Source organism: Anaerolineales bacterium (assembly GCA_025808555.1).
GTDB lineage: Bacteria > Chloroflexota > Anaerolineae > Anaerolineales > UBA11579 > JAMCZK01.
Genome location: CP075526.1, coordinates 1,695,750 through 1,714,802, shown reverse-complemented (window position 1 = coordinate 1,714,802; position 19,053 = coordinate 1,695,750). Strand labels below are relative to the sequence as shown.

The following is a 19,053-nucleotide window of genomic DNA, read 5'->3' as shown; positions in this document are numbered from 1 at the left end:
AATCACCAGCATGCCCTCGGCCAACCTCACCCATCCTCTCTCCGGAGTCTACACCGCGGCCGTCACCCCGTTGACGGCCGATGATCAGCCCGATCTTTCTGCTTGGGCGGGTCTGCTTAGTTTCTTCGCCCAGCGCGGCGCACATGGCGCTTTGCTGCTGGGCACCACGGGCGAAGGCACCAGCTTCTCTGCCGCTGAACGCGTGGATATATTCAAAGCTGCGGCGGCAACCCGGCCGGAAGAGTTTCGTTTGCTGGCAGGCACCGGGACACCGAGCCTGACCGAAACGATTGCGCTTAACCAGGCTGCTTTTGATGCAGGCTTCGAAGCGGTGGTGGTTCTACCGCCATACTTTATGCGCAACGCCAGCGAAGATGGCTTGTTTGACTGGTTCAGCCAGGTAATCGAGCGCAGTGTGCCGGAGGGGCGCTGGCTGTTGGGCTATCACATCCCAGCGGTGAGCGGCGTGCCGCTGCCGCTCAGCTTGCTGCAGCGTCTGCAGGCAGCCTACCCCACTCGCTTTGCCGGGCTCAAAGACTCCACCGGCGATCAGGCATCTGCCGCGGCATACGCGGCCGGGCTGCCGGGCTGCGCGGTGCTGGTGGGCAACGACAAACTGATGACCAGCGGAATGCAGGCGGGCGCGGCGGGCTGCATCACCGCCCTGGCCAACCTGCGCATCGCTGAGCTGCGCGCAGTGTACGAAGGCTTTCTATGGGACACGGATGCCAGCGTGCACCAAGCCACCCTAGACGCGGCCCGCAGCGCCATGGATAGCATGCCGCCTGCGCCGGCGTACCTGAAGGCCATGCTGCACAGCCAACATGGCTTGCCCTTGTGGCCGGTGCGCAGCCCGTTGCGCGATTTCTCTGGGGCCCAAGTTGAACAGGCTTCAGCCGCGCTTAAGCAGACTCTCTGATAACCAGCTTGGAGGCAAGCACCTTTGTCAGTGGTTTGTCTGGCCGGTCCTCGATCAGTTGCATTAGCATGTCCACAGCATGGCATCCCAGCTCGGCAATGGGCTGTGCCACCGTAGTGAGTGCAGGCTTGTAGCTGGAGGCAAACGGCGCATCGTCAAAGCCTAGGACGGCCACGTCCTCAGGAACGCGCAAACCTTGCTCATGCAGATAACGGATTGCGCCTACTGCCATGGCATCGTTGGTGGCAAACACTGCGTCGGGCCGGAACGGAGCAAGCTTGCGCATGGCCGCATAGCCGCCCTCCTCCACAAAGCCGCCCTGAGCGATCAGGTTCTCATCTACCTTCAAACCCGCTTCAGCCAGGGTCGCGCGATAAGCCTCGAGACGCGCCCGGTACACCAACGTTCCTTCAACACCTGTGATGGTGGCAATACGCTTGCGGCCGATTTGGATGAGGTACTTTACTGCCTGACGGGTGCACTCTTCGTTATCAATATCCACAAAGCTGACCGGCAAGCTATCTGGGTAACGCCCGATAAGAACAAAGGGGATCTGTGATTGGTGCAGGGCCGCCACGATAGGATCGCGATCCTGCAGGGAGGACACAACCACTCCATCAAGAAGATCGTTGCTGAGGATTTGGGAAATGCTTCTGCGTTCGCGCTCAGGCTCGCCAAGCCAAAGCATCACGGAATGGTTGAGATGATTGCAGCGATTGGTGACACTTTGAACAAGAATAGGGAAGAAAGGCTCCACGAAGAGGTTGGATACCCCAATCGGTATCACCAGACCAATGATTCCGGTACGCCCGCCAGCCAACTTTCTGGCAGCCCGATTTGGGACATAGTTGTTTGAAGAAATAACATCCAGCACACGCTGACGAGTGCGTTCACTTACATTTGGGTCATCATTGATCACTCGGGAAACAGTGGAGCGCGACACGCCCGCCTGCTTAGCAATTTCCTCGATTCCGCTCATCACTCCCCGATCTTGACGTTTACGTGCATCACTAAGGTGAATTGTAATCCTCTGGCCAGCTACAACTGTGGTTGAATCAGCCAATGGCTAGCAAGTCGACCGATATCGTGATCTGTGGCGCCGGCATACTGGGGGTTAGCACGGCTTACGCCCTGGCACAGCGCGGCGTGAGGAATATCGTGGTGGTGGACAAACGCCCCCCGCTCACGCTGACCACGGACAAATCCAGCGAGTGCTACCGCAACTGGTGGCCTGGCCCGGGCGACGCCATGGTGCAGCTGATGAACCGCAGCATCACCCTGATCGAGGAGCGCGCCGCGGCCTGCAACAACATGTTCAAGCTCAACCGGCGCGGCTATTTGTATGTCACCACTGACCCCGCGCAGGTTGCTGGTTTGCGCACGGCGGCGGCCGAGGCGGCCGGCCTGGGCGCCGGCGAACTGCGCGAGCACTCGGCGGGCAGCGCCGGTTACATGGCGCATCATGCCGAAGGCTACGATGGCCCGGATGGCGCCGACCTGCTGACCGACCCGGCTGCCATCCGGCAGCACTTTCCTTATCTTGCCCCTGAGACAGCGGCCGTGCTGCATGTGCGCCGCGCCGGCTGGCTGAGCGCGCAGAGCTACGGTATGTGGATGTGGGAGCAGGCGCGCGCCGCGGGCGTGCAACTCATCACTGGGCGTGTAGCTGCGGTGGAGACTGCCGGCGGAGTTGTCTCTGGTGTACGCCTGGCAGATGGCACCCACATCACCACCAGCACTTTCGTCAACGCCGCCGGCCCCCTGCTTGGCCAGGTTGGCAGACTGCTTAATATTGAAGTGCCGGTCTATAACGAGCTGCATCTCAAGGCAGCTTTCAACGACCACTTGGCCGCGCTGGGCCGCGAAGCTCCATTGGTCATATGTGCTGATGAGCAGGAACTGAGCTGGAGCGAAGATGAGCGCGCCATGCTGGCTGAAGACCCCGAGACAGCCTGGCTCCTGAGGCGCCTGCCTTCAGGGGCGCACACCCGCCCGGAGGGGGACGCGGCCGCCCAGAGCATTTTGATCCTTTGGGATGTACACAACGAAGCCGTAGAGCCGAGCTTCCCGATCGCAGAGGACCCGCTATATGCGGAAACGGCCATCCGCGGCCTGGGCCGGATTTTGCCGGGCATGCGCGGTTACCTGGAACGCATGCCGCGCCCCAGCGTAGACGGCGGCTATTACACAAAGACGCAGGAGAATCGCCCCCTAGCTGGCCCACTAGGCGTGCCTGGGTCTTACGTCATCGGCGCCGCCTCAGGCTACGGCATCATGGCAGCGGCGGGGTTGGCCGAGCTTGTGGCCGGGCATATCACCGGCGCCGCCCTGCCGGACTACGCTCCGCTGTTCAGCCTGGCACGCTACCAAGATCCCGGCTATCAGGCCCTGCTGGCAAACTGGGGCGAGAGCTGGCAGCTGTAGCTAGCCCGCCCACAAATCAAAGCTGAACAACGCCGCCATGATACTCATCAGCAGCAAGCTCACCATGCTCCATGAGCGGTCAAAGGCCGCGCTCTTGCCGGCCCTTGCCAGCAGCAGGAAAACTGGCGGAGCAACCAAAATGTAACGATACATGCCTTGCGCCTGGCCACTGGTAAATGAGAGAAAAATAACGGCCAAGCCAAACAGGGCCAGATCAGGATGGCGGCGCAGGCCAATAAGACAGGCCACGAAACCGAACACAATGCTGGCAAGTTCCAGCGAATAATAGGCTGCCGATTGTGAAACGCCGCTGCGTAGAATATCCAGCACTACTCCCCAATTGTAAAAAGTCTTGCCCCAATCCAATAGCCCGCGCCCAAACCAGACATCCTCCACAGTAGTGAAGGCCTGCCCATAATACGAGATGCGCCATAGGCCAAAGGCCAGCAGCGGCGCAGTCGCCAGCAACAGGCTGCCAAGCGCACGCGCCGAGAAGCTCCTTGGCAGCAATTGCCGCCAAGCTCCACTGCGATACCAGTGATAGAGCAGCGGCAGCGCCAGCAGCACGCCGACCGCGCGAGTATAAGTGGCCAAAACGGCCAAAGCAGCGGCCCAGCCCAACTGGCCACGCCGCGCCATGACTAAAACCCAGAAAGCCAAGCCTACAAACAAGCCTTCGGTATACACCTGGGCCAGAAAGAACCCACTAGGGAAAATGACTAGGTAGAAGGCAGCCCGCAGGCCGCCATCTTCGCCCAGCTCATCTTTTGCAAGCTGGTACAAGGCCAGCATGCCTGCCAGCGTTCCGAGCAGCGATACGGCCACAGCGGCTAGAGTGGCAGTGGCGATAGGCGCCATGCCTAGCAGGCTGAGCGGCATGTTGAGCGCGCGAATAGCAAGCGGGTACAGCGGGAAGAAGGCCATGCTCATCGAGAGACGCTGTCCAGTCGGCACAGAATCGGGCGCAGTAAACGGCCAAAAGTCCAGTACAGCATTGCCAGGCTCAAAGTAACCGTTCACACGGCGAATATTGTCGGAATGGTAGCCCTCAAGCGCAACGCCAAGATAGAACTCTGAATCCCATGAGACGTGAGTGTTCAGGAACGGTTCGCTGAGATACAGCTTGTCGTCCTGCGCGCCGGCCCGCGTCTCCTGTGGGGTCCATTCAATCGCATAGTCAGGCCGGGCCAGCTCCAGGCGAGCGGGCAGGTAGGCTTGGAAGCCCAGTATGGCGATCACCCACCCCAGCCAGATCAATGCAACTCTACGGTGGCCAGGATCTGCAAAGAATTTTTTCATCGACTTCCTCGCAAGTGGCGAACTATACACTAGGAAGTGATGCATGACTCAAACAATTCTCATACTCCGCTTGCTTGACATTCACTCCAATGCCTGTATACTCAGCCAGTCTTATCCAGCTCGGCTATGCCGAGTAACTATCGATATTCAGCAGTCGCTGCTGTTCTACACCCTTCGGGTGTCTAGGTTGAACTTCAGTTTCGGCCCGTCATTCTGACGGAAATTCCCCGTAGACTTCTGAATACAAAGGAATATTGTGAAATTTACTGAATTCAACCTCGATTCACGCCTATCGAAGGGCATTCAACGCGCCGGCTACTCGCAGGCCACGCCCATTCAAGAACAGGCCATCCCCGTGGCGCTGGAAGGCCACGACATTATCGGCACCGCCCAAACCGGCACCGGCAAGACCGCCGCGTTCGTGCTGCCGATCCTCAACAAGCTGCTCAGCGGGCCGCGCCGGCAGGCGCGGGCGCTGATCGTCACGCCTACGCGTGAGCTGGCCGAGCAGATCCGCGAGACGATCGTCATGCTGGCGAGCGGCACCAGCCTGCACTGCGTCACCGTCTACGGTGGCGTCAGCGCCCGCCCCCAGGTGGAATCGCTGCGCCGCGGCGCCGAGATCATCGTAGCCTGCCCCGGCCGCCTGCTGGACCTGGCGAACCAGAATTCCGTGCGCCTAGGCAATATCGAAGTGCTGGTGCTGGACGAAGCCGACCGCATGTTTGACATGGGCTTTCTGCCGGATGTCAAACGCATCATCAAACTGCTGCCGCCGAAACGGCAGAACATGCTGTTCTCGGCCACCTTCCCCAAGGAAGTCAGCGAGCTGGCCAGCGGCATGCTGCACAACCCCAAGCGAGTATCCGTGGGCATCGGCGCCCCGGCCCACACTGTTTCGCACGCGCTGTACCCGGTGCCCGGCGCACTCAAAACCGCTATGTTGCTGGAGCTGCTGAAGCGCGCCGAGGCCAACTCCGTGTTGGTCTTCACCCGCACCAAGCACCGTGCCCAGAAGGTGACGCGCCACCTGGAGCGTGAAGGCTATATGGCCACGGCCCTGCACGGCAACCGCAGCCAGAGCCAGCGCCAAGCGGCGCTCAAGGGCTTCCGCGATGGGCGCTACCAGGTGATGGTCGCGACCGACATTGCGGCCCGCGGCCTGGACATCGAAAAGATCAAGCTTGTCATCAACTATGACATGCCTGACACTACCGACGCCTACATTCACCGCATTGGCCGCACCGGCCGCGCGGAGCGCACCGGGGAAGCTTTTACGCTGGTGGTGGCCAACGAAGACCGCGAAATGCTACGCTCTCTGGAGCGCGTGATGGGCAAAAAGATCGAAAGCCGCAAGCTGGATGGCTTTGACTACAACGCCGTGCCAGCCAAGGTGAGCGAGCCTATGACGGACAATCGTCCGTTCAAGAACTCTGGCCCTCGCCGGCCACAGCGCACGCAGGATGCCCCCAAGGGGGCTACCCCGCAGCGCCCCACGCGCTCGCCGCGCAAACACCGCCAAAACACATCGTACGCCAAGCGGCTGGAAACCTACCGCTAGTAAAAAGAGGCGGCTCAATGAGCCGCCTCTTTTTTGTCTGGTTTGCGGGCCACATACATCATCATGTGGCCGTTATGGGCGTTAACCCATTTGGAATTCATCAGCCATTTTTGCAAACGCCAACCCTGCGGCCAAGCGAACACTTTGCTAAGCCAAGGCAATTCATCTTTGACACCCTTATAGCCACCGTATTGGTAGCGAGCCAGCACTTCAAAACCATGCCGCTCCAAGATGTGGGTGAATTCCTTTGCGGAATATGCAAACTGGTAGAAGGGCAGCGTATCGGAGCCTGGGCGGCCATACAAGCCCAGGCGGGCTTTCAAACGCCGCAGAAAATTGAGATAAGGCACGGAGATGCAGGCCACGCCTCCGGGCGACAAGATGCGATAGGTTTCCTGCAGGAACTGCTGCGGGCCTTCTTGCAAATGCTCCATGACGCCAAGAGAAATGTAGGCGCGGTAGTAGCCATCAGGCACGTCCATAGCGGTGACATCGGCTACACGGAAGGGCTGGTTCGGAAAGCGCTGGTTTAGGAAACGGATGGTCTCCTCGGCATAGTCCACCCCTTCGGCATCGTATCCGCGCTGGCGAAGGGCGATGACGAATTGGCCGAGGCCGCAGCCCGCCTCCAGGATCTTGCCGGTTTTAGGAAGATGACGGGGGAAGATCTCGTTGTAGTAGCCAAGCTCTCCGTTGGCGGCTTCTGCGAACAGGCGCTGTGTATCCTGCGACTTCCAGACGGCATCCCAGTGCTGCGCATCGGCCGCCTGGCGGTAATAGACAAGGCGGTCGTTGGCATAGATGCGTTGCAATGCGGCCATTAAATTACCTTACTCCGCCGGGATGAACTTCATGGAGATGGAGTTGACGCAATGGCGGGTATTGGTGGGCGTGAAGCCCTCGCCTTCAAAGACGTGGCCGAGGTGGCCGCCGCAGTTGGCGCAGGTGATCTCGACCCGGTAGCCATCCGGGTCGGGGTGGCGGGCGACGGCGCCGGGAATCTCGGCGTCGAAAGCGGGCCAGCCACAATGGGCGTCAAACTTGGTGTCTGAGCCGTACAGCGGCGCGTCGCACTGGCGGCAGACGTAGGTGCCGGCTTCGTAGTGGCGGTCATACTCGCCGGTGAAGGGCATCTCAGTGCCCTTGCGGAGGATGATGCGTTGCTCTTCGGGCGTGAGTGGGTTCAGTTTCATGCTATCACCTCAAGCTTTCACTACTGCCAAGGTTACCGTAGCACCGTCAATCTTGTGCTCCTCGCTGTAGGCGCCAGCGGGCGCCGAGCCAGCAGCGAGCTCGAGGCTGAGGGTCTCAGACTTGATCGTCTCCGCCCATTGGGTCAGCACGGCGGCAAGGTCGCCCTCGGCGGCGTAGTAGGTGCGGATACGGTCTTCGATATTGAAGTCAGCCTTCTTCCGCATGTCCTGAATACGGCGGACGACTTCGCGGGCGGTGCCTTCGGCCTTGAGTTCGGGCGTCAAGGCCGTATCAAGGCCGACGGTGACGCCCTTCTCTGCGGCGACGGCCAGGCCTTCGGCGGGCTGGCTGTTGACCAGCACCTCATCGGCGGCGAGCTCAACTTCGCTGCCATCCAGCGTGAGCTGGACGGGCTCGCCGGCCGCCACGCTGGCGGCGACGCTGGCCGCATCCAGAGCGGCCAGCGCTGGGCGCAGCTTGGGGAAATCAGCCCCGAAGCGCGGGCCTAGCTTGGCGTTATTGGGCAGCAGGGTGTAGGTGACCAGCTCACCGGCCTGCTGGACGAACTCGATGTTCTTGACATTGAGCTCGTCTTTGACGATATCGATCAGGTACTCAGACAAGTGATTGGCTCCGCTGGCGGAGTGGACCAGGGTCTTGGCGAGCGGCTGGCGCACTTTCAAATTGGCGGCGCCGCGAGCGCTGAGGCCCAGGCTGGCGATCTGGCGGGCGAGGCCCATCTCATTGATGAGGGTCTCGTCAATGGCGGCGGCATCCGCCTGGGGGTACAAGCTCATGTGGACACTGGTGTATGCGGCGCTATTGTGGGCGGCGACGAGGTTCTGATACATCTCCTCAGTGACGAAAGGCGTGAGGGGCGCGATGGTGCGGATAAGCTTGACGAGGACGTGCCATAGCGTGGCGTAGGCGGCCTGCTTGTCGCCGTCCTGCTCGCTGCGCCAGAAGCGGCGGCGGCTGCGGCGCACATACCAATTGGAGAGGTCGTCGATCAGGGATTCGATAGCCAAGGTCACGCCGAAGGCATCCCAGTTATCCAAACGATTGGTGGATTGTTGCACGGCCTGATTGAGGCGGGCCAGAATCCACTTATCGAGCGGGTTGTCCGACGCGGGCGTTGCGCCTTCGGGGTGGTTCGGGTCAAAGGCAGCGAAGGTTGGCGTCCAACCATCGAGGCGGGCGTAGGTGACGAAGAAGCTGTAGATGTTCCAGAGCGGGATGAGGAAGCGGCGGCGCACATCATCAGCCTTGTTGTAGCCGAAGAGCAGATTGTTCTCCGGCTTCTGGGCGGCATACATCCAGCGCATCACATCCACGCCCATTTTGTCGGCGGCCTGGTTGAACTCGATGGAGTTGCCCTTGCTCTTGTGCATGGACTCGCCGTGCTCGTCGAGCAAGGTTGAATAGCTAAAGAGATTCTTGAACGGCGCGGTCTCGGCCATGACGGTGCCCATGGCGAGCATGCTGTAAAACCAGTTGCGGAACTGGCCGGGGAAACTCTCGCTGATCCAGTCAGCCGGGAACCACTGCTGCCAATACTGCGGCTCGGCGCGGTAGCGCAGGGTGCTCATGCTGACGATGCCGGCATCCAGCCAAGGGTTACCCACATCCGGAATGCGGGTCATGTGGCCCTCGGCGCAATGCTCGCACTTGACCTTGACGGCATCGATGTACGGGCGGTGCGGGGTGTGACCGGCGAAGGTATCGTAGCCTTGCACAGCGCGCTCGGCGAGCTCATCCTCGCTGCCGATGACGGTGTGCTGCTTGCACGAGTCGCAGACCCAGATGGGCAGCGCGAGGCCCCAGTAGCGCTTCTTGCTGATCATCCAATCATGCATGTTGCGCAGCCAGTCCATCTCACGGGCGTGGCCGAACTCCGGCACCCAGCGGATCTGGTCGACAACATCCATGATCTGGTAGCGCAGATTATTGGCCTTCTCTTCGGCGGTGAGCTCCTCGCGGGGCTTGTCGAAGCTCTTACCCATGCTGATGAACCATTCGTCTACGACGCGCCAGACCAGCTCAGTCTTGCAGCGCCAGCAGGTGGGATAGCGGTGGGTATATGGCTCATACTTGTAGAGCAGACCCTTCTCGTCGAGCAGACTGGCGATGGTGTCGGGCACCTCGGCGGTGGTCATGCCGGTGAGCGGACCAAAACCATCCACGATGCGGGCCTCATCATCGATGGGTACGATGATGGGCAGCTTGTTCTGCAGGCCGAGCTGGTAGTCCTCGGCGCCGGCGCCGGGGGCGATGTGTACGATGCCGGTGCCTTCGGCCTCGCCGACCTCATCCCAGAGGATGACGCGGTGGGCCTCCTTGGCGGACTGGGTAACGCCCTTCACCAGGTCACGCAATTCAAGGTGGCCGCCGGACTCGTTGGCGGCGGGCAGGTCATCAAAGGGGCCGTCGTAGGCCCAGCCTTCCATGTCGCGGCCCTTGAGCTCGGCGAGGAGTTCGTGCTCTCCAGTCAGCATGTGCAGGGTGCCCTTGGAGAGGTAGTACGCGTGGTCGCCCTGCTTGACCTTGACATAATCAAGATCGGGGCCAACGGCAGCGGCGACGTTGCTGGTGAGGGTCCACGGAGTCGTGGTCCAGGCAAGCAGGTACTCGTTCTGGCGGCCACGCAGCGGGAGGCGCAGGGTGATGGACTTGTGAGTTACCTCTTTGTAGCCATCGCTCTCGATCTCGTGCTGGCTGATGCCGGTGGCGCAGCGCGGGCACCAGGGCATGGAGTCTGCGCCGCGGTAGAGCCAGCCCTTCTCCCAGCACTTCTTGAGGAAGGCCCAGATCATGTAGTTGTTCTCGTCGCTGAAGGTGAAGTAGCTGCCGCCGAGCTCGGGGAGGCCGAGGTGGCCTACGACCTGCTCGACGGTGCCAGCGGCGCCACCGGCGGGGCCAGCGTAGGCGATCTCGGCCTGCGGGTCAGCGGCGAGCTGGTCAGCCAGCCAACGGAGCTGGGCGGGGTCGTCCCACTCCATCCAGTAACCGAGGCGGATGGACTGCTCGGTCTGGACGGCGGCGAAGCGCAGGACGCGCTCTTTGCAGCGCAGGACGAACTGATCGAGCCCGTAGGCTTCGATATCGCGCTTGCTGGCGAACTTGAGCTCTTTCTCAACCTCGACCTCGACCCAGAGGCCCTGGCAGTCGAAGCCTTGCTGGTAGCGCAACTGGCGGCCCTGCATGGCGTAGTAGCGGTTGTAGAGGTCTTTATAGGTGCGGCCCCAGCCGTGATGGACGCCCATGGGGTTGTTGGCGGTGATGGGGCCGTCAATGAAGGACCAGGGCTTGGCGCCGGCGCGCAGGGTGCGCAGCTTGGCGAGCGAGCGGTCAGCCTGCCAGAAGGCGAGGATTTGGTGCTCCTGAGCGACGAAATCTACTTTGTTGGGTACTTCTTTGAATGCCATGTTCGTGTTGCTCCTCATACGCCCATGCGGGCAAAGTCTTTTCGGCAGGAAGTTTGCACCCAGGTTAAAACTTTTACAGGCAAAGTTTTAACTTGCGCCCTCTCCGACGTATGCGCTGCTACGCAGCGCGGGGACAAGCTGCTCGGCTAAAGCCGAGCGACGCTTGTCCAATGCGGCCGTGCGTCCAAATGCATCGCTATACAGCGTGCGTTGCTTCGCAACGCGGGACAAGCTGCTCGGCTAAAGCCGAGTTTGCGGCGCAGAGCGCCGCGGCGCTTGTCCAAGTTGTGCTTGACGCCAGCTTGTCACGCTCCGCGCGTCAACTTGTAGTTGTTGTTGTAGTGAGCGGGGTGTGCTTCACTACAACTTGACGCTTTCCTCTGTCAAGTTCATATGAGAATGACCTGCTAGCAGGGAGACCGCTTTGGTCATTCTCATCAAAGCCCTTGACGCCAGCTTGGCAGCTTGGCAGCTTGGCTCATCAAGGCCTGACGACAAGCTTCTTCGGTTGTTAATGTGCAGGCTGGCGCAGAATTTGCCAGCAGGCTGCACACAATGCCACAGTTGGCGGAGATGCGGCCAAACTGGGCAGGAAATCAAGGAGTCTTCACCCTCACCTATATGGGGATGGACTCCGCAGGCGGTAGGAGATTAAAACAAAGCTCCCGTCCGTGAAAGCAGGACGAGAGCGAACTCCCGCGGTACCACCCGCAGTTCCTGACCAAGCCAGGCCCTTATGCAGCGCAGATACGCTGCCACTCGCTAACGGGAGCACCCGGCGCCCCTACTGGCCGCCAGGGAACGGCGGCGTTGGGTTTGCATACAACAGAGGGATCTTCGGCCTGGTGGGGAACCTGCCCGGCTTGCACCGTCCCGGGCTCGCTAAAGGGTCAGCAGGCGAAGTTGGCTCTGAGGTAAGGGGATTATGCCACAAGAAAGCACTGCAACACGTCAGATTCAAGCTTCTTGATCGAGCGAACCATACGCGCTCAATGATTCATTTATTCTTCGCAAATCTAGTTGAAGCGTTTGACCAGTTTCTCGTGAAATTTCGAAAGCCTGTGCTTGGATCCAGCCTAGCTGAGTAGCAGCATTCAAGTCGAGTGGATTCTTTATAAGGACCAGATCATTTACTTCCATTTTAAAGGTTCGGCTTCCTAGTTGCACCAAAATTCTATAGCTTTCCCCACAAAGGTTGTGCCGCGGACCCTCAAAACTGATAATAGTCTCTCCGTCTAAAATAGCTAATTTATCAACTGTTAGTGCTTGAAAAAGCAGTTGATTCAAATGACTAAGCGATGACCTTAGCGCGACTAGATTTGTAATAAAGCGTAAGATTTTTCTTTCCTGACTGTTTCTCTCATAGGTAAAAATGACACGCTGCAGCTCAGATGGACAATCTTCTTGAGCAAGAATCGATGCTTCAAAATTACGGACATGGTTAGAAATCTTTTGCGCAGACAAATCAAGAAAGTCTCGAGGAAACCCTAACAAGCAACTATAGCTAGGGTGCTTTATAAATTCTTCGACAAACAATTGAATAGCTGAATTCTCAAACCTAATCTCTTTCAAGGAAGGCGGGATGTTTTTTAGCAGTGTTGGATCATAAATATCTAGTGCTTGCTCTAGTCTCGGATTATGTTCAACTAGTGTTTGAATACATAGCCTGTCCACTTCCACTAATTGATTGTGGAAGCTGCTTATGAGTTGAAGCTCTTCTTGTTCTATTCTAGGCAGACCAAATGGGGACTGTTCTAATTTCGACCTGTTTGCTTCTGTCAACAAATATCCGTAAAGCTGAAGCCGCTGATTTCTAGCTACATAACCGAAATGATTTCTGTCAATTTGTCCTTCTCTAACGGAATTTAGATTGTAGATAAGTTTTCTCAAATCGTTACGTTTAGTAAGTGATTTAACAGACTTAGCAAGCGTATATGCAGCTTCCAATATAGTCATTCTCTACCTCCCTAGCCGGTCCAGTTTCTGAATGTCATCATCGGAAAGCGAGGTTCGTCGATCAACTGGTTCAACGATTGTGTTAACAAACTGTATTGAGGAACTCCTAATTTTGTTCAGCGCCAAATTAGGTACATATCTATAGCAAACGTCAAGAAATTTCTCAATCAATAAACGTTCACCAGTCTCATCACGTTCAACAAATCTATTCCATATTTCAGGTTGATAGCGAGATATATGCCCCAGCCCAAACAGACCCATATACATAAGAATGAGCTGATTCGGCAAAAGTTTCCTGCCATTCTTAAGGTGAGCCAATTGTATGTGCTTCTGTCCGAAAATCGATTTCTCACCTATTTCCACTCCGTTCAACCTAGGGTGTAGTATTAAAAATTCACTATTCAACTGGGGTTCTAAATATGCTTTGTTCAAGTCAATTATGTTATCTACCACATTCTTAGGGTCTTTAAATCTAGACATATCTTTGCGAGCGATGCGCTCTACAACTCCCCGCCTTGTATTAACTATTTCTACCGGAAGAGTATATGGGGAAGAATCTTGATACATCTGCTCAAAATCTAATTTAAGATCTGGGATTGAGCCGAGGATCTCTCCTATGCTCCAGGAGTCGCTGTTTACTAGCTCAACTCCGGGAGAAAACACATTCGCAAAAAGCTGAAGAGAACCTCTATTTAGTTGAACAGGCAGTATTTTTAACTCGGCAATTCTATAGTCTTCCCTCTGAGGTATTTCTGGTACCATCCCATGATGTTCAACTGGAAGCTTAGCGCCTGTAACAAGTACAGAAAGTCCATTTAGCAAATTAGACGTTCCATAATAATAGAGCAGGGGGGAAATAGTAAGTTCTGAATTTGCAGCAGCAAAAAAATACTCTCGACCTTGGGATACTGCGGCAGAGACGAAATTAACCAATCTATCACTTGGGGGGGCAAAGCCGCTTTCGACAAAATGTCGCTTGATATTTGCGGGGTAGGAAAACTGTGAAAGTAATTTCCATTGCTCTTTATAAGCATTTTCAGTTCTCACTAGTAAAGTATTCAAATTTAGGCCCCTTGAAGGCACATCTTTACTCAGCAATTCTTGGATACATTGTAAGTGATATTTCTAATTGACGATCTTACACTAAGATAATGGAACACCCCCAGCTTGCGCTGGAGCTTTTGTTTAGAGCGTTGTGAGCTAGTGTGCTGCTAGCAGCCGGAATTAGCCGACGACGTCCTAAGCTTGGGGTCCTTCTGTCCCTGGGTCACGGTGATACCCCTGCCGACCTTCTTGAAAGTTGGGAAAGCGGGCGAATAGCTACGCCGTTCGCCGTGGGCGACATGTTTCCAAATTGCTTCAGGGCTTAGGAGCTATAAGCGCGCTGTCTTTGAGGCGTTGCTAACAATTCTGCGCGCTTGGGATGCGGCGAGATCAGTAACAGCGGGTGAGGCTGCCCGTTCCTCGGAGTACTGAGCCGCGAAACATCCAGACAAGGAGGACAGCATGGCAGACGACAAGACGCGTCACGAGGACCAGCCGAGCGGGGGTGTACGGCACGACCCCACCGCAGTGCCGGGGGAGGACTACAACCCGCAGCCGGGGGACGCCGACCCGACGGGTACGGTGCCGGACGAAGACTTTGTGAACGACGAGGATGATGGCGTGGAGACGCCGGGCTAATGCGCTGCTACGCAGCGCGGTAGAAGCTACTCGGCGGAGCCGAGTAACGCTTCTACGATGAGTGCGAACCTGGAGATTGCTTCGTGCGCAGGCAAGGCTGCGCCTCGCAATGACAGATGGAAACAAAAAAGCCGCCCCATTGCTGGGGCGGCTTTTTGTTTCGTTAAGCTAGTTGACTAGCCTACGACGGTGACGTCCTGAGCCTGGGGGCCTTTCTGGCCCTGGGTCACGGTGAATTCCACCTTCTGACCTTCTTCCAGGTTGCGGAAGCCGTCACCGCTGATGGCGCTGAAGTGGACGAAGACGTCCGGGCCACCCTCACGGGTGATAAAACCGAAGCCCTTGGTGCCATTGAACCACTTCACGGTGCCTTGAATGCGTTCTGCCATTGCGATCTGTTTAACTCCTTTCTTGCAGAGTTAGGTAGAGCGCTCTTACGCCGCGGGGGCGGCGCGACAGACCGGAATTCAGCATCGCTGAATTCACATCTGTGCATTCAAGCATACAGTTGTTGAGACCGTACAGGGGAAAATCTTGAAAAACCACTACTAACCTACAGAGCAGAATATATCACGAAATTTATAAGATGTATATATGAAAAGTGCGCTGCTGTGCAGCGCGGGAGAACTGCCCCGGCTAACGCCGGGCGGCGTTCTCCACCAGTATAGGCAGGCAACGAGGGTATTGCGCTGCTGCGCAGTCAACTATAGGCAGGGCTGGCAGAATGGGGCAGCGAGGGTCCCTCGCTACGCTCGGGACGCACGATGGCTTGGCAGAGGGAGCGATTGGCTGGGCTGTATAATGTGGCTATGCGCAGAACAAACTTAGTCATTTCTTTACTGGTGCTGGCAAGTTTTGCGGTCGGGTGCAGCGCACTGGCACCCGCCCCCACGGAAACGCCCACGGTGACAGCGAGCAGCACGGCGACCCTGACCCCCAGCGCCACGGCGACGGCCAGCCGCACGCCCACGCCGACGATCACGCTGACGCCAAGCATCACCCCTACCCCGAGCGCTACACTGCCGCCGACACCCAGTTTCACCTGGGGGACGGTGAACGTGGAGATGGCCAGCTGTCGCTTTGGGCCGGGCGGCGGCTACCTGCTGACCACCACCCTGTATCAGGGCGATACGGTTGAGGTGCTGGGGCACATGGAGCTGAACGAGAACTGGTGGCTGGTGCGCCAGGTGTCACGCGGGCTGCGGCGCTGCTGGGTGAGCCAGGAGCTGATCACGCTAGGGGTGGACCGCAGCCTGGTGTACCCAATCGATAACCCGCATATTGTCCTGGCATGGACCACGCAGCCGTACGAGCCGCTGAAGGGCGTGCGCTCCAGCCGCAATGGCAACATTGTGACGGTGTATTGGGAGCCGTTCGAGTACTTGCCGGGTGACGATTCTTTGCAGAACAAGTACCTGGTGGAGGCGTGGGTGTGCCAGAACGGCCAGTTCGTGTTCCGAGCCTATGGCACGAACAACACCTCTATCGAGATCCATGACGAGAAGGGCAACTGCAGCGAGGCTTCGTACGCGCGGGCGTTTGGCTCAGACAAGCACGGGTACACAGGCTGGGTGGGGGTGCCCTGGCCCTAGTACGGTGCCTTCGGCACCTTTCGGAGTTCTACGCTGCTTCGCAGCGTACAACTCCAGATCTATAAAAAAAGACGGCGCATGCGCCGTCTTTTTTTATGTGATGAGCGAGCGGCCTACAGGCCGTAGCGGCCGAAGGCGAGCAGGTGGAGCAGGATGAGCAACCATAGGTTGCCGGTCTTGCGCCAGAAGTAGCCAGCGAGGACACCGTTGGTAGTCACGAGGACAAGAGCAGCGGCCAGCGGCAGCGGATAGCGATTGCCGTACAGATACAGCGGCAGGAAGGCGGCGCTATACATTAGCGCTTGCACCAGCACGGCCCAGCGGCCGGGCAGGTAAGCGGCCAAGCGCGGCTGCAAATAAACTCGAAAGAACACTTCTTCAAGGATCGCGGCGACCACGGCCACGACCAGCACGTTGCCGATGGTCGTGAAGGCCGGGGCGACGAGATTGATGACATCCTCGCTGGGCAGCTCGCTGGCGGGCAACACGGCGCCCAGGGCGCGGCTAAGGCCATAGGTGAGCAAGACCACGACGGCCAGCACGCCGATCTCGCTGGGTTTGGGCAGGCGCAGGCCCCAGGCTTTGGGGCCGTAGCCGGCCGAAACCATGGCGATGACGGGCAGCAGCATGGCGCCGGCGAGCCAGGGCCAGGCAAGGCCGAAGCTGTAATGGGTGCGGGCGCCGATCATGATCAGCAGGTAGCCGACGAGCGCCATGATGAGCTCGCGGCGCGGGCCTTTGAGGCGCTCTTTGGGGGCATCTTTCCAGGGAAGGTATTGGCGGGCTACCGCGAAGGTGGCCGCCAGGATGACGGCTTCGGCCAAGAAGTTGCGCGTGGCGAAGCCGGGGCCAACGGTAACGAGGGCGACGGCGAAGCCGACCGCCAGCATGACGCCGATGACGACGCTGGTGTCGTAGTTATTGAAGAAACCTGGTTCTTTCATGCGCGTGCCTCCGGCTTTGTGGCCAATTGCCTGAAAGTATAATGCAAAGGCTATGAAACGACGCGCGGCCCCGCTTTCACTGCTGCTGCTTGCGCTCAGCGCGCTGTTCTCGGCGTGCGGGGCATTGGCGCCGGCACCCACAGAGACGCCATTGCCGCCGCCGGCGACGATCACGCCTTCGGAGACGCCGGTGCCGAGCGCGACCGCCACCCCAACGGAGACGCCGACCCCGGTGCCGACGGCGACAGACACGCCAACGATCACGCCGACCTACGTCACTTCATTGCGGGCGAAGGTGCTGGTGGAGGGACGGCTGTCGTGCCGCTTTGGGCCGGGGGCGGATTATTTGTACAAGTTCACGTTCCCAGGTGGCGTCAATATCGAAGTGGTTGGCCGCATGGAGCACAGCAATTGGGTGCTGGCGCAGGCGATCGGCGGGAACAACCGCTGCTGGGTGAACGGCGGCGAGGAGTATTTGCAATTCAACGGTGACCGCAATTCGCTGCCGCCGCGTGACCCGCATACGGTGCTGGCGTGGTCTTACATTTATACATACGGGCTAAGCGGCGTGAGCGCCAGCCGCAGCGGCAACACGGTAACGGTGAGCTGGTATGGCATTCAGCTGAATGCTGGCGACGACTCGGAGCAGACGCCGTATATTGTGGAGGCGTGGGTGTGTCAGGGCGGCGAGTACGTTTTCACGGCGGTGGGCTCGTGGGGCAGGTCGGCGCAGGTGGTCGATGATCGCAGCTGCGGCATCCCGGGCTATGCCCGGGTGGCAGCCGCGGAGAAGCACGGGTATACGCCGTTCGTGGATGTGCCCTGGCCCTAATCCATGGCGGATTTAAACGAAAGCTCCGGCAGTGATGCCGGAGCTTTTTAGTTTCGTTCTGTTGGTTTACAGAGCGACAACGTCTTGAGCCTGGAGGCCCTTATCGCCCTGGGCCACAGTGAACTCGACTTTTTGACCCTCTTCCAAGTTGCGGAAGCCATCGCCACGAATGGCGCTGAAGTGGACAAAGACATCATCGGCGCCGTTGTCACGGGTGATGAAGCCGAAGCCCTTGGACCCATTGAACCATTTAACGGTTCCTTGCTCTCGATCAGCCATTGAATTTGGAACTCCTTTCTTACAAATTTCGGACTACAGGTTCCAAATCGAACGGGGCTGCCCCCTGAACTTGGTACTGTGTGCCAGATGCTGATGTTAACACGATTCGGGAATTGGGCGTTATGGGTGGCGAGTACTATTTTGTCTATGGGTGGAGATGGGGGTTTAAGGCCGTGGTTGTGAGGACTTAGGTGGCCTAAAGGTTCTCTTTCCCCGTCGCGATGCGGCGAGTGGGCTATCTGCGATGCTGGCGTTTGTTCAGGCGCAGCAATGGCCTTCGCTGCGCTCAGGGCGACGCGGCTTGGAGGCTGTGTTGGTGGATTATGGATGTGGGTAGAGCTGGTTCTTTTCGGGATGGTCTGGCAGATAGAGTACCACGGCGGGGCCAGGGGCGTGGGTGAGCTGGGGATTGTTCAGGGTGCTGGTGCTGCCCTCGTAGAGCTTGCCGTCAAGGGTGAATTGATAGCGAATGGTCCACGGCATGCGGCCATTGATGCGCACACTGTGGTTGGGCTCCAGGCTGATCACCTCGCCCTCTTTGGCGCGGCCGGATTTGAGCACCTCGACGGTTTGGACGGCTTGCTGGTAGCGCCAATAGAGCACCGAACCACCGCCACCAAGGAAGAGCAGGCCCATGCCGACAAAAGGCAGGCCGACGAAGGCAGTGATGATGCCAATGGTGAGGCCGGCGCCCACGATGATGAAGATGAAACCGAGCAGGACGAAGACGAACATCGAGATTACCCAGCCATCCTGCCCTAGGATCTTCCAGACATAGTTGGGGGCGATGCCGCGCGGCGGTGAGGGTGGCCAGGTGAGCTGGCGACGGGTGCGGGCACGCTCTTGTGGCTGTACGGCGGCGGCCTGAGTGGGCGCAGGCATGGTGCCACCGCAGTTGCTGCAGTTGGACTGAAAGCTGAGGTAATTTGTGCCACACCAGGGGCA

At 58.4% G+C, this 19,053-nt stretch carries 17 protein-coding genes; 6 read left to right on the top strand and 11 right to left on the bottom strand.

Features of this window, described 5'->3' with window-relative positions; translation table 11 throughout:
* Positions 1 to 10: 10 nt before the first annotated feature.
* Complete coding sequence (locus KIT08_08560; GenBank protein ID UYN89140.1) at positions 11 to 919, top strand: dihydrodipicolinate synthase family protein; 909 nt, start codon at positions 11 to 13, stop codon at positions 917 to 919.
* Here the strand turns inward: KIT08_08560 and KIT08_08555 are convergent.
* Positions 903 to 1,898: a LacI family DNA-binding transcriptional regulator gene (locus KIT08_08555; protein UYN89139.1), complete on the bottom strand. Its 996-nt coding sequence runs from the start codon at positions 1,896 to 1,898 to the stop codon at positions 903 to 905. The two genes, KIT08_08560 and KIT08_08555, sit on opposite strands and share 17 nt — an antisense overlap.
* Positions 1,899 to 1,981: 83 nt before the next feature.
* On the opposite strand from KIT08_08555, the gene KIT08_08550 reads away from it, so the two are divergent.
* Positions 1,982 to 3,343, top strand: a complete 1,362-nt coding sequence (locus KIT08_08550; GenBank protein ID UYN89138.1) for an FAD-binding oxidoreductase — start codon at positions 1,982 to 1,984, stop codon at positions 3,341 to 3,343.
* Here KIT08_08550 and KIT08_08545 read toward each other — a convergent pair whose 3' ends face one another.
* Positions 3,344 to 4,642, bottom strand: coding sequence for a hypothetical protein (locus tag KIT08_08545; protein UYN89137.1), 1,299 nt, complete (start codon positions 4,640 to 4,642; stop codon positions 3,344 to 3,346).
* Between the two features lie 256 nt (positions 4,643 to 4,898).
* Here KIT08_08545 and KIT08_08540 point away from each other — a divergent pair, with 256 nt between their 5' ends.
* The gene (locus KIT08_08540) at positions 4,899 to 6,203 is read left to right on the top strand and encodes a DEAD/DEAH box helicase (protein UYN89136.1); all 1,305 of its coding nucleotides are present in this window, start codon (positions 4,899 to 4,901) and stop codon (positions 6,201 to 6,203) included.
* A 14-nt stretch (positions 6,204 to 6,217) separates the two neighbouring features.
* Here KIT08_08540 and KIT08_08535 read toward each other — a convergent pair whose 3' ends face one another.
* The 5 genes from KIT08_08535 to KIT08_08515 form a co-directional block, all read right to left on the bottom strand.
* Entirely contained in the window at positions 6,218 to 7,024 is an 807-nt protein-coding gene (locus KIT08_08535) for a class I SAM-dependent methyltransferase (protein ID UYN89135.1), read from the bottom strand.
* Between the two features lie 9 nt (positions 7,025 to 7,033).
* Complete coding sequence (locus KIT08_08530; GenBank protein UYN89134.1) at positions 7,034 to 7,396, bottom strand: methionine-R-sulfoxide reductase; 363 nt, start codon at positions 7,394 to 7,396, stop codon at positions 7,034 to 7,036.
* 9 nt (positions 7,397 to 7,405) lie between these two features.
* The gene (locus tag KIT08_08525; protein ID UYN89133.1) at positions 7,406 to 10,822 is read right to left on the bottom strand and encodes a class I tRNA ligase family protein; all 3,417 of its coding nucleotides are present in this window, start codon (positions 10,820 to 10,822) and stop codon (positions 7,406 to 7,408) included.
* A gap of 957 nt (positions 10,823 to 11,779) precedes the next feature.
* Complete coding sequence (locus tag KIT08_08520; protein ID UYN89132.1) at positions 11,780 to 12,778, bottom strand: hypothetical protein; 999 nt, start codon at positions 12,776 to 12,778, stop codon at positions 11,780 to 11,782.
* A 3-nt stretch (positions 12,779 to 12,781) separates the two neighbouring features.
* Positions 12,782 to 13,825 (bottom strand): hypothetical protein, encoded by a 1,044-nt coding sequence (locus KIT08_08515; protein ID UYN89131.1) that lies wholly within the window; start codon positions 13,823 to 13,825, stop codon positions 12,782 to 12,784.
* Between the two features lie 459 nt (positions 13,826 to 14,284).
* On the opposite strand from KIT08_08515, the gene KIT08_08510 reads away from it, so the two are divergent.
* Positions 14,285 to 14,461, top strand: coding sequence for a hypothetical protein (locus KIT08_08510; GenBank protein UYN89130.1), 177 nt, complete (start codon positions 14,285 to 14,287; stop codon positions 14,459 to 14,461).
* Between the two features lie 176 nt (positions 14,462 to 14,637).
* Here the strand turns inward: KIT08_08510 and KIT08_08505 are convergent, their stop codons facing one another.
* Positions 14,638 to 14,850, bottom strand: coding sequence for a cold-shock protein (locus KIT08_08505; protein ID UYN89129.1), 213 nt, complete (start codon positions 14,848 to 14,850; stop codon positions 14,638 to 14,640).
* A 420-nt stretch (positions 14,851 to 15,270) separates the two neighbouring features.
* On the opposite strand from KIT08_08505, the gene KIT08_08500 reads away from it, so the two are divergent.
* Positions 15,271 to 16,053 (top strand): hypothetical protein, encoded by a 783-nt coding sequence (locus KIT08_08500; protein UYN89128.1) that lies wholly within the window; start codon positions 15,271 to 15,273, stop codon positions 16,051 to 16,053.
* Between the two features lie 113 nt (positions 16,054 to 16,166).
* Here the strand turns inward: KIT08_08500 and KIT08_08495 are convergent, their stop codons facing one another.
* On the bottom strand, positions 16,167 to 16,997 hold the full coding sequence (locus tag KIT08_08495; GenBank protein UYN89127.1) for a CPBP family intramembrane metalloprotease: 831 nt from the start codon (positions 16,995 to 16,997) through the stop codon (positions 16,167 to 16,169).
* Between the two features lie 52 nt (positions 16,998 to 17,049).
* Here KIT08_08495 and KIT08_08490 point away from each other — a divergent pair, with 52 nt between their 5' ends.
* Entirely contained in the window at positions 17,050 to 17,829 is a 780-nt protein-coding gene (locus KIT08_08490; protein ID UYN89126.1) for a hypothetical protein, read from the top strand.
* Between the two features lie 66 nt (positions 17,830 to 17,895).
* Here the strand turns inward: KIT08_08490 and KIT08_08485 are convergent, their stop codons facing one another.
* Positions 17,896 to 18,108 (bottom strand): cold-shock protein, encoded by a 213-nt coding sequence (locus tag KIT08_08485; protein ID UYN89125.1) that lies wholly within the window; start codon positions 18,106 to 18,108, stop codon positions 17,896 to 17,898.
* Between the two features lie 321 nt (positions 18,109 to 18,429).
* Positions 18,430 to 18,990 (bottom strand): hypothetical protein, encoded by a 561-nt coding sequence (locus tag KIT08_08480; GenBank protein UYN89124.1) that lies wholly within the window; start codon positions 18,988 to 18,990, stop codon positions 18,430 to 18,432.
* Positions 18,991 to 19,053: the final 63 nt, after the last annotated feature.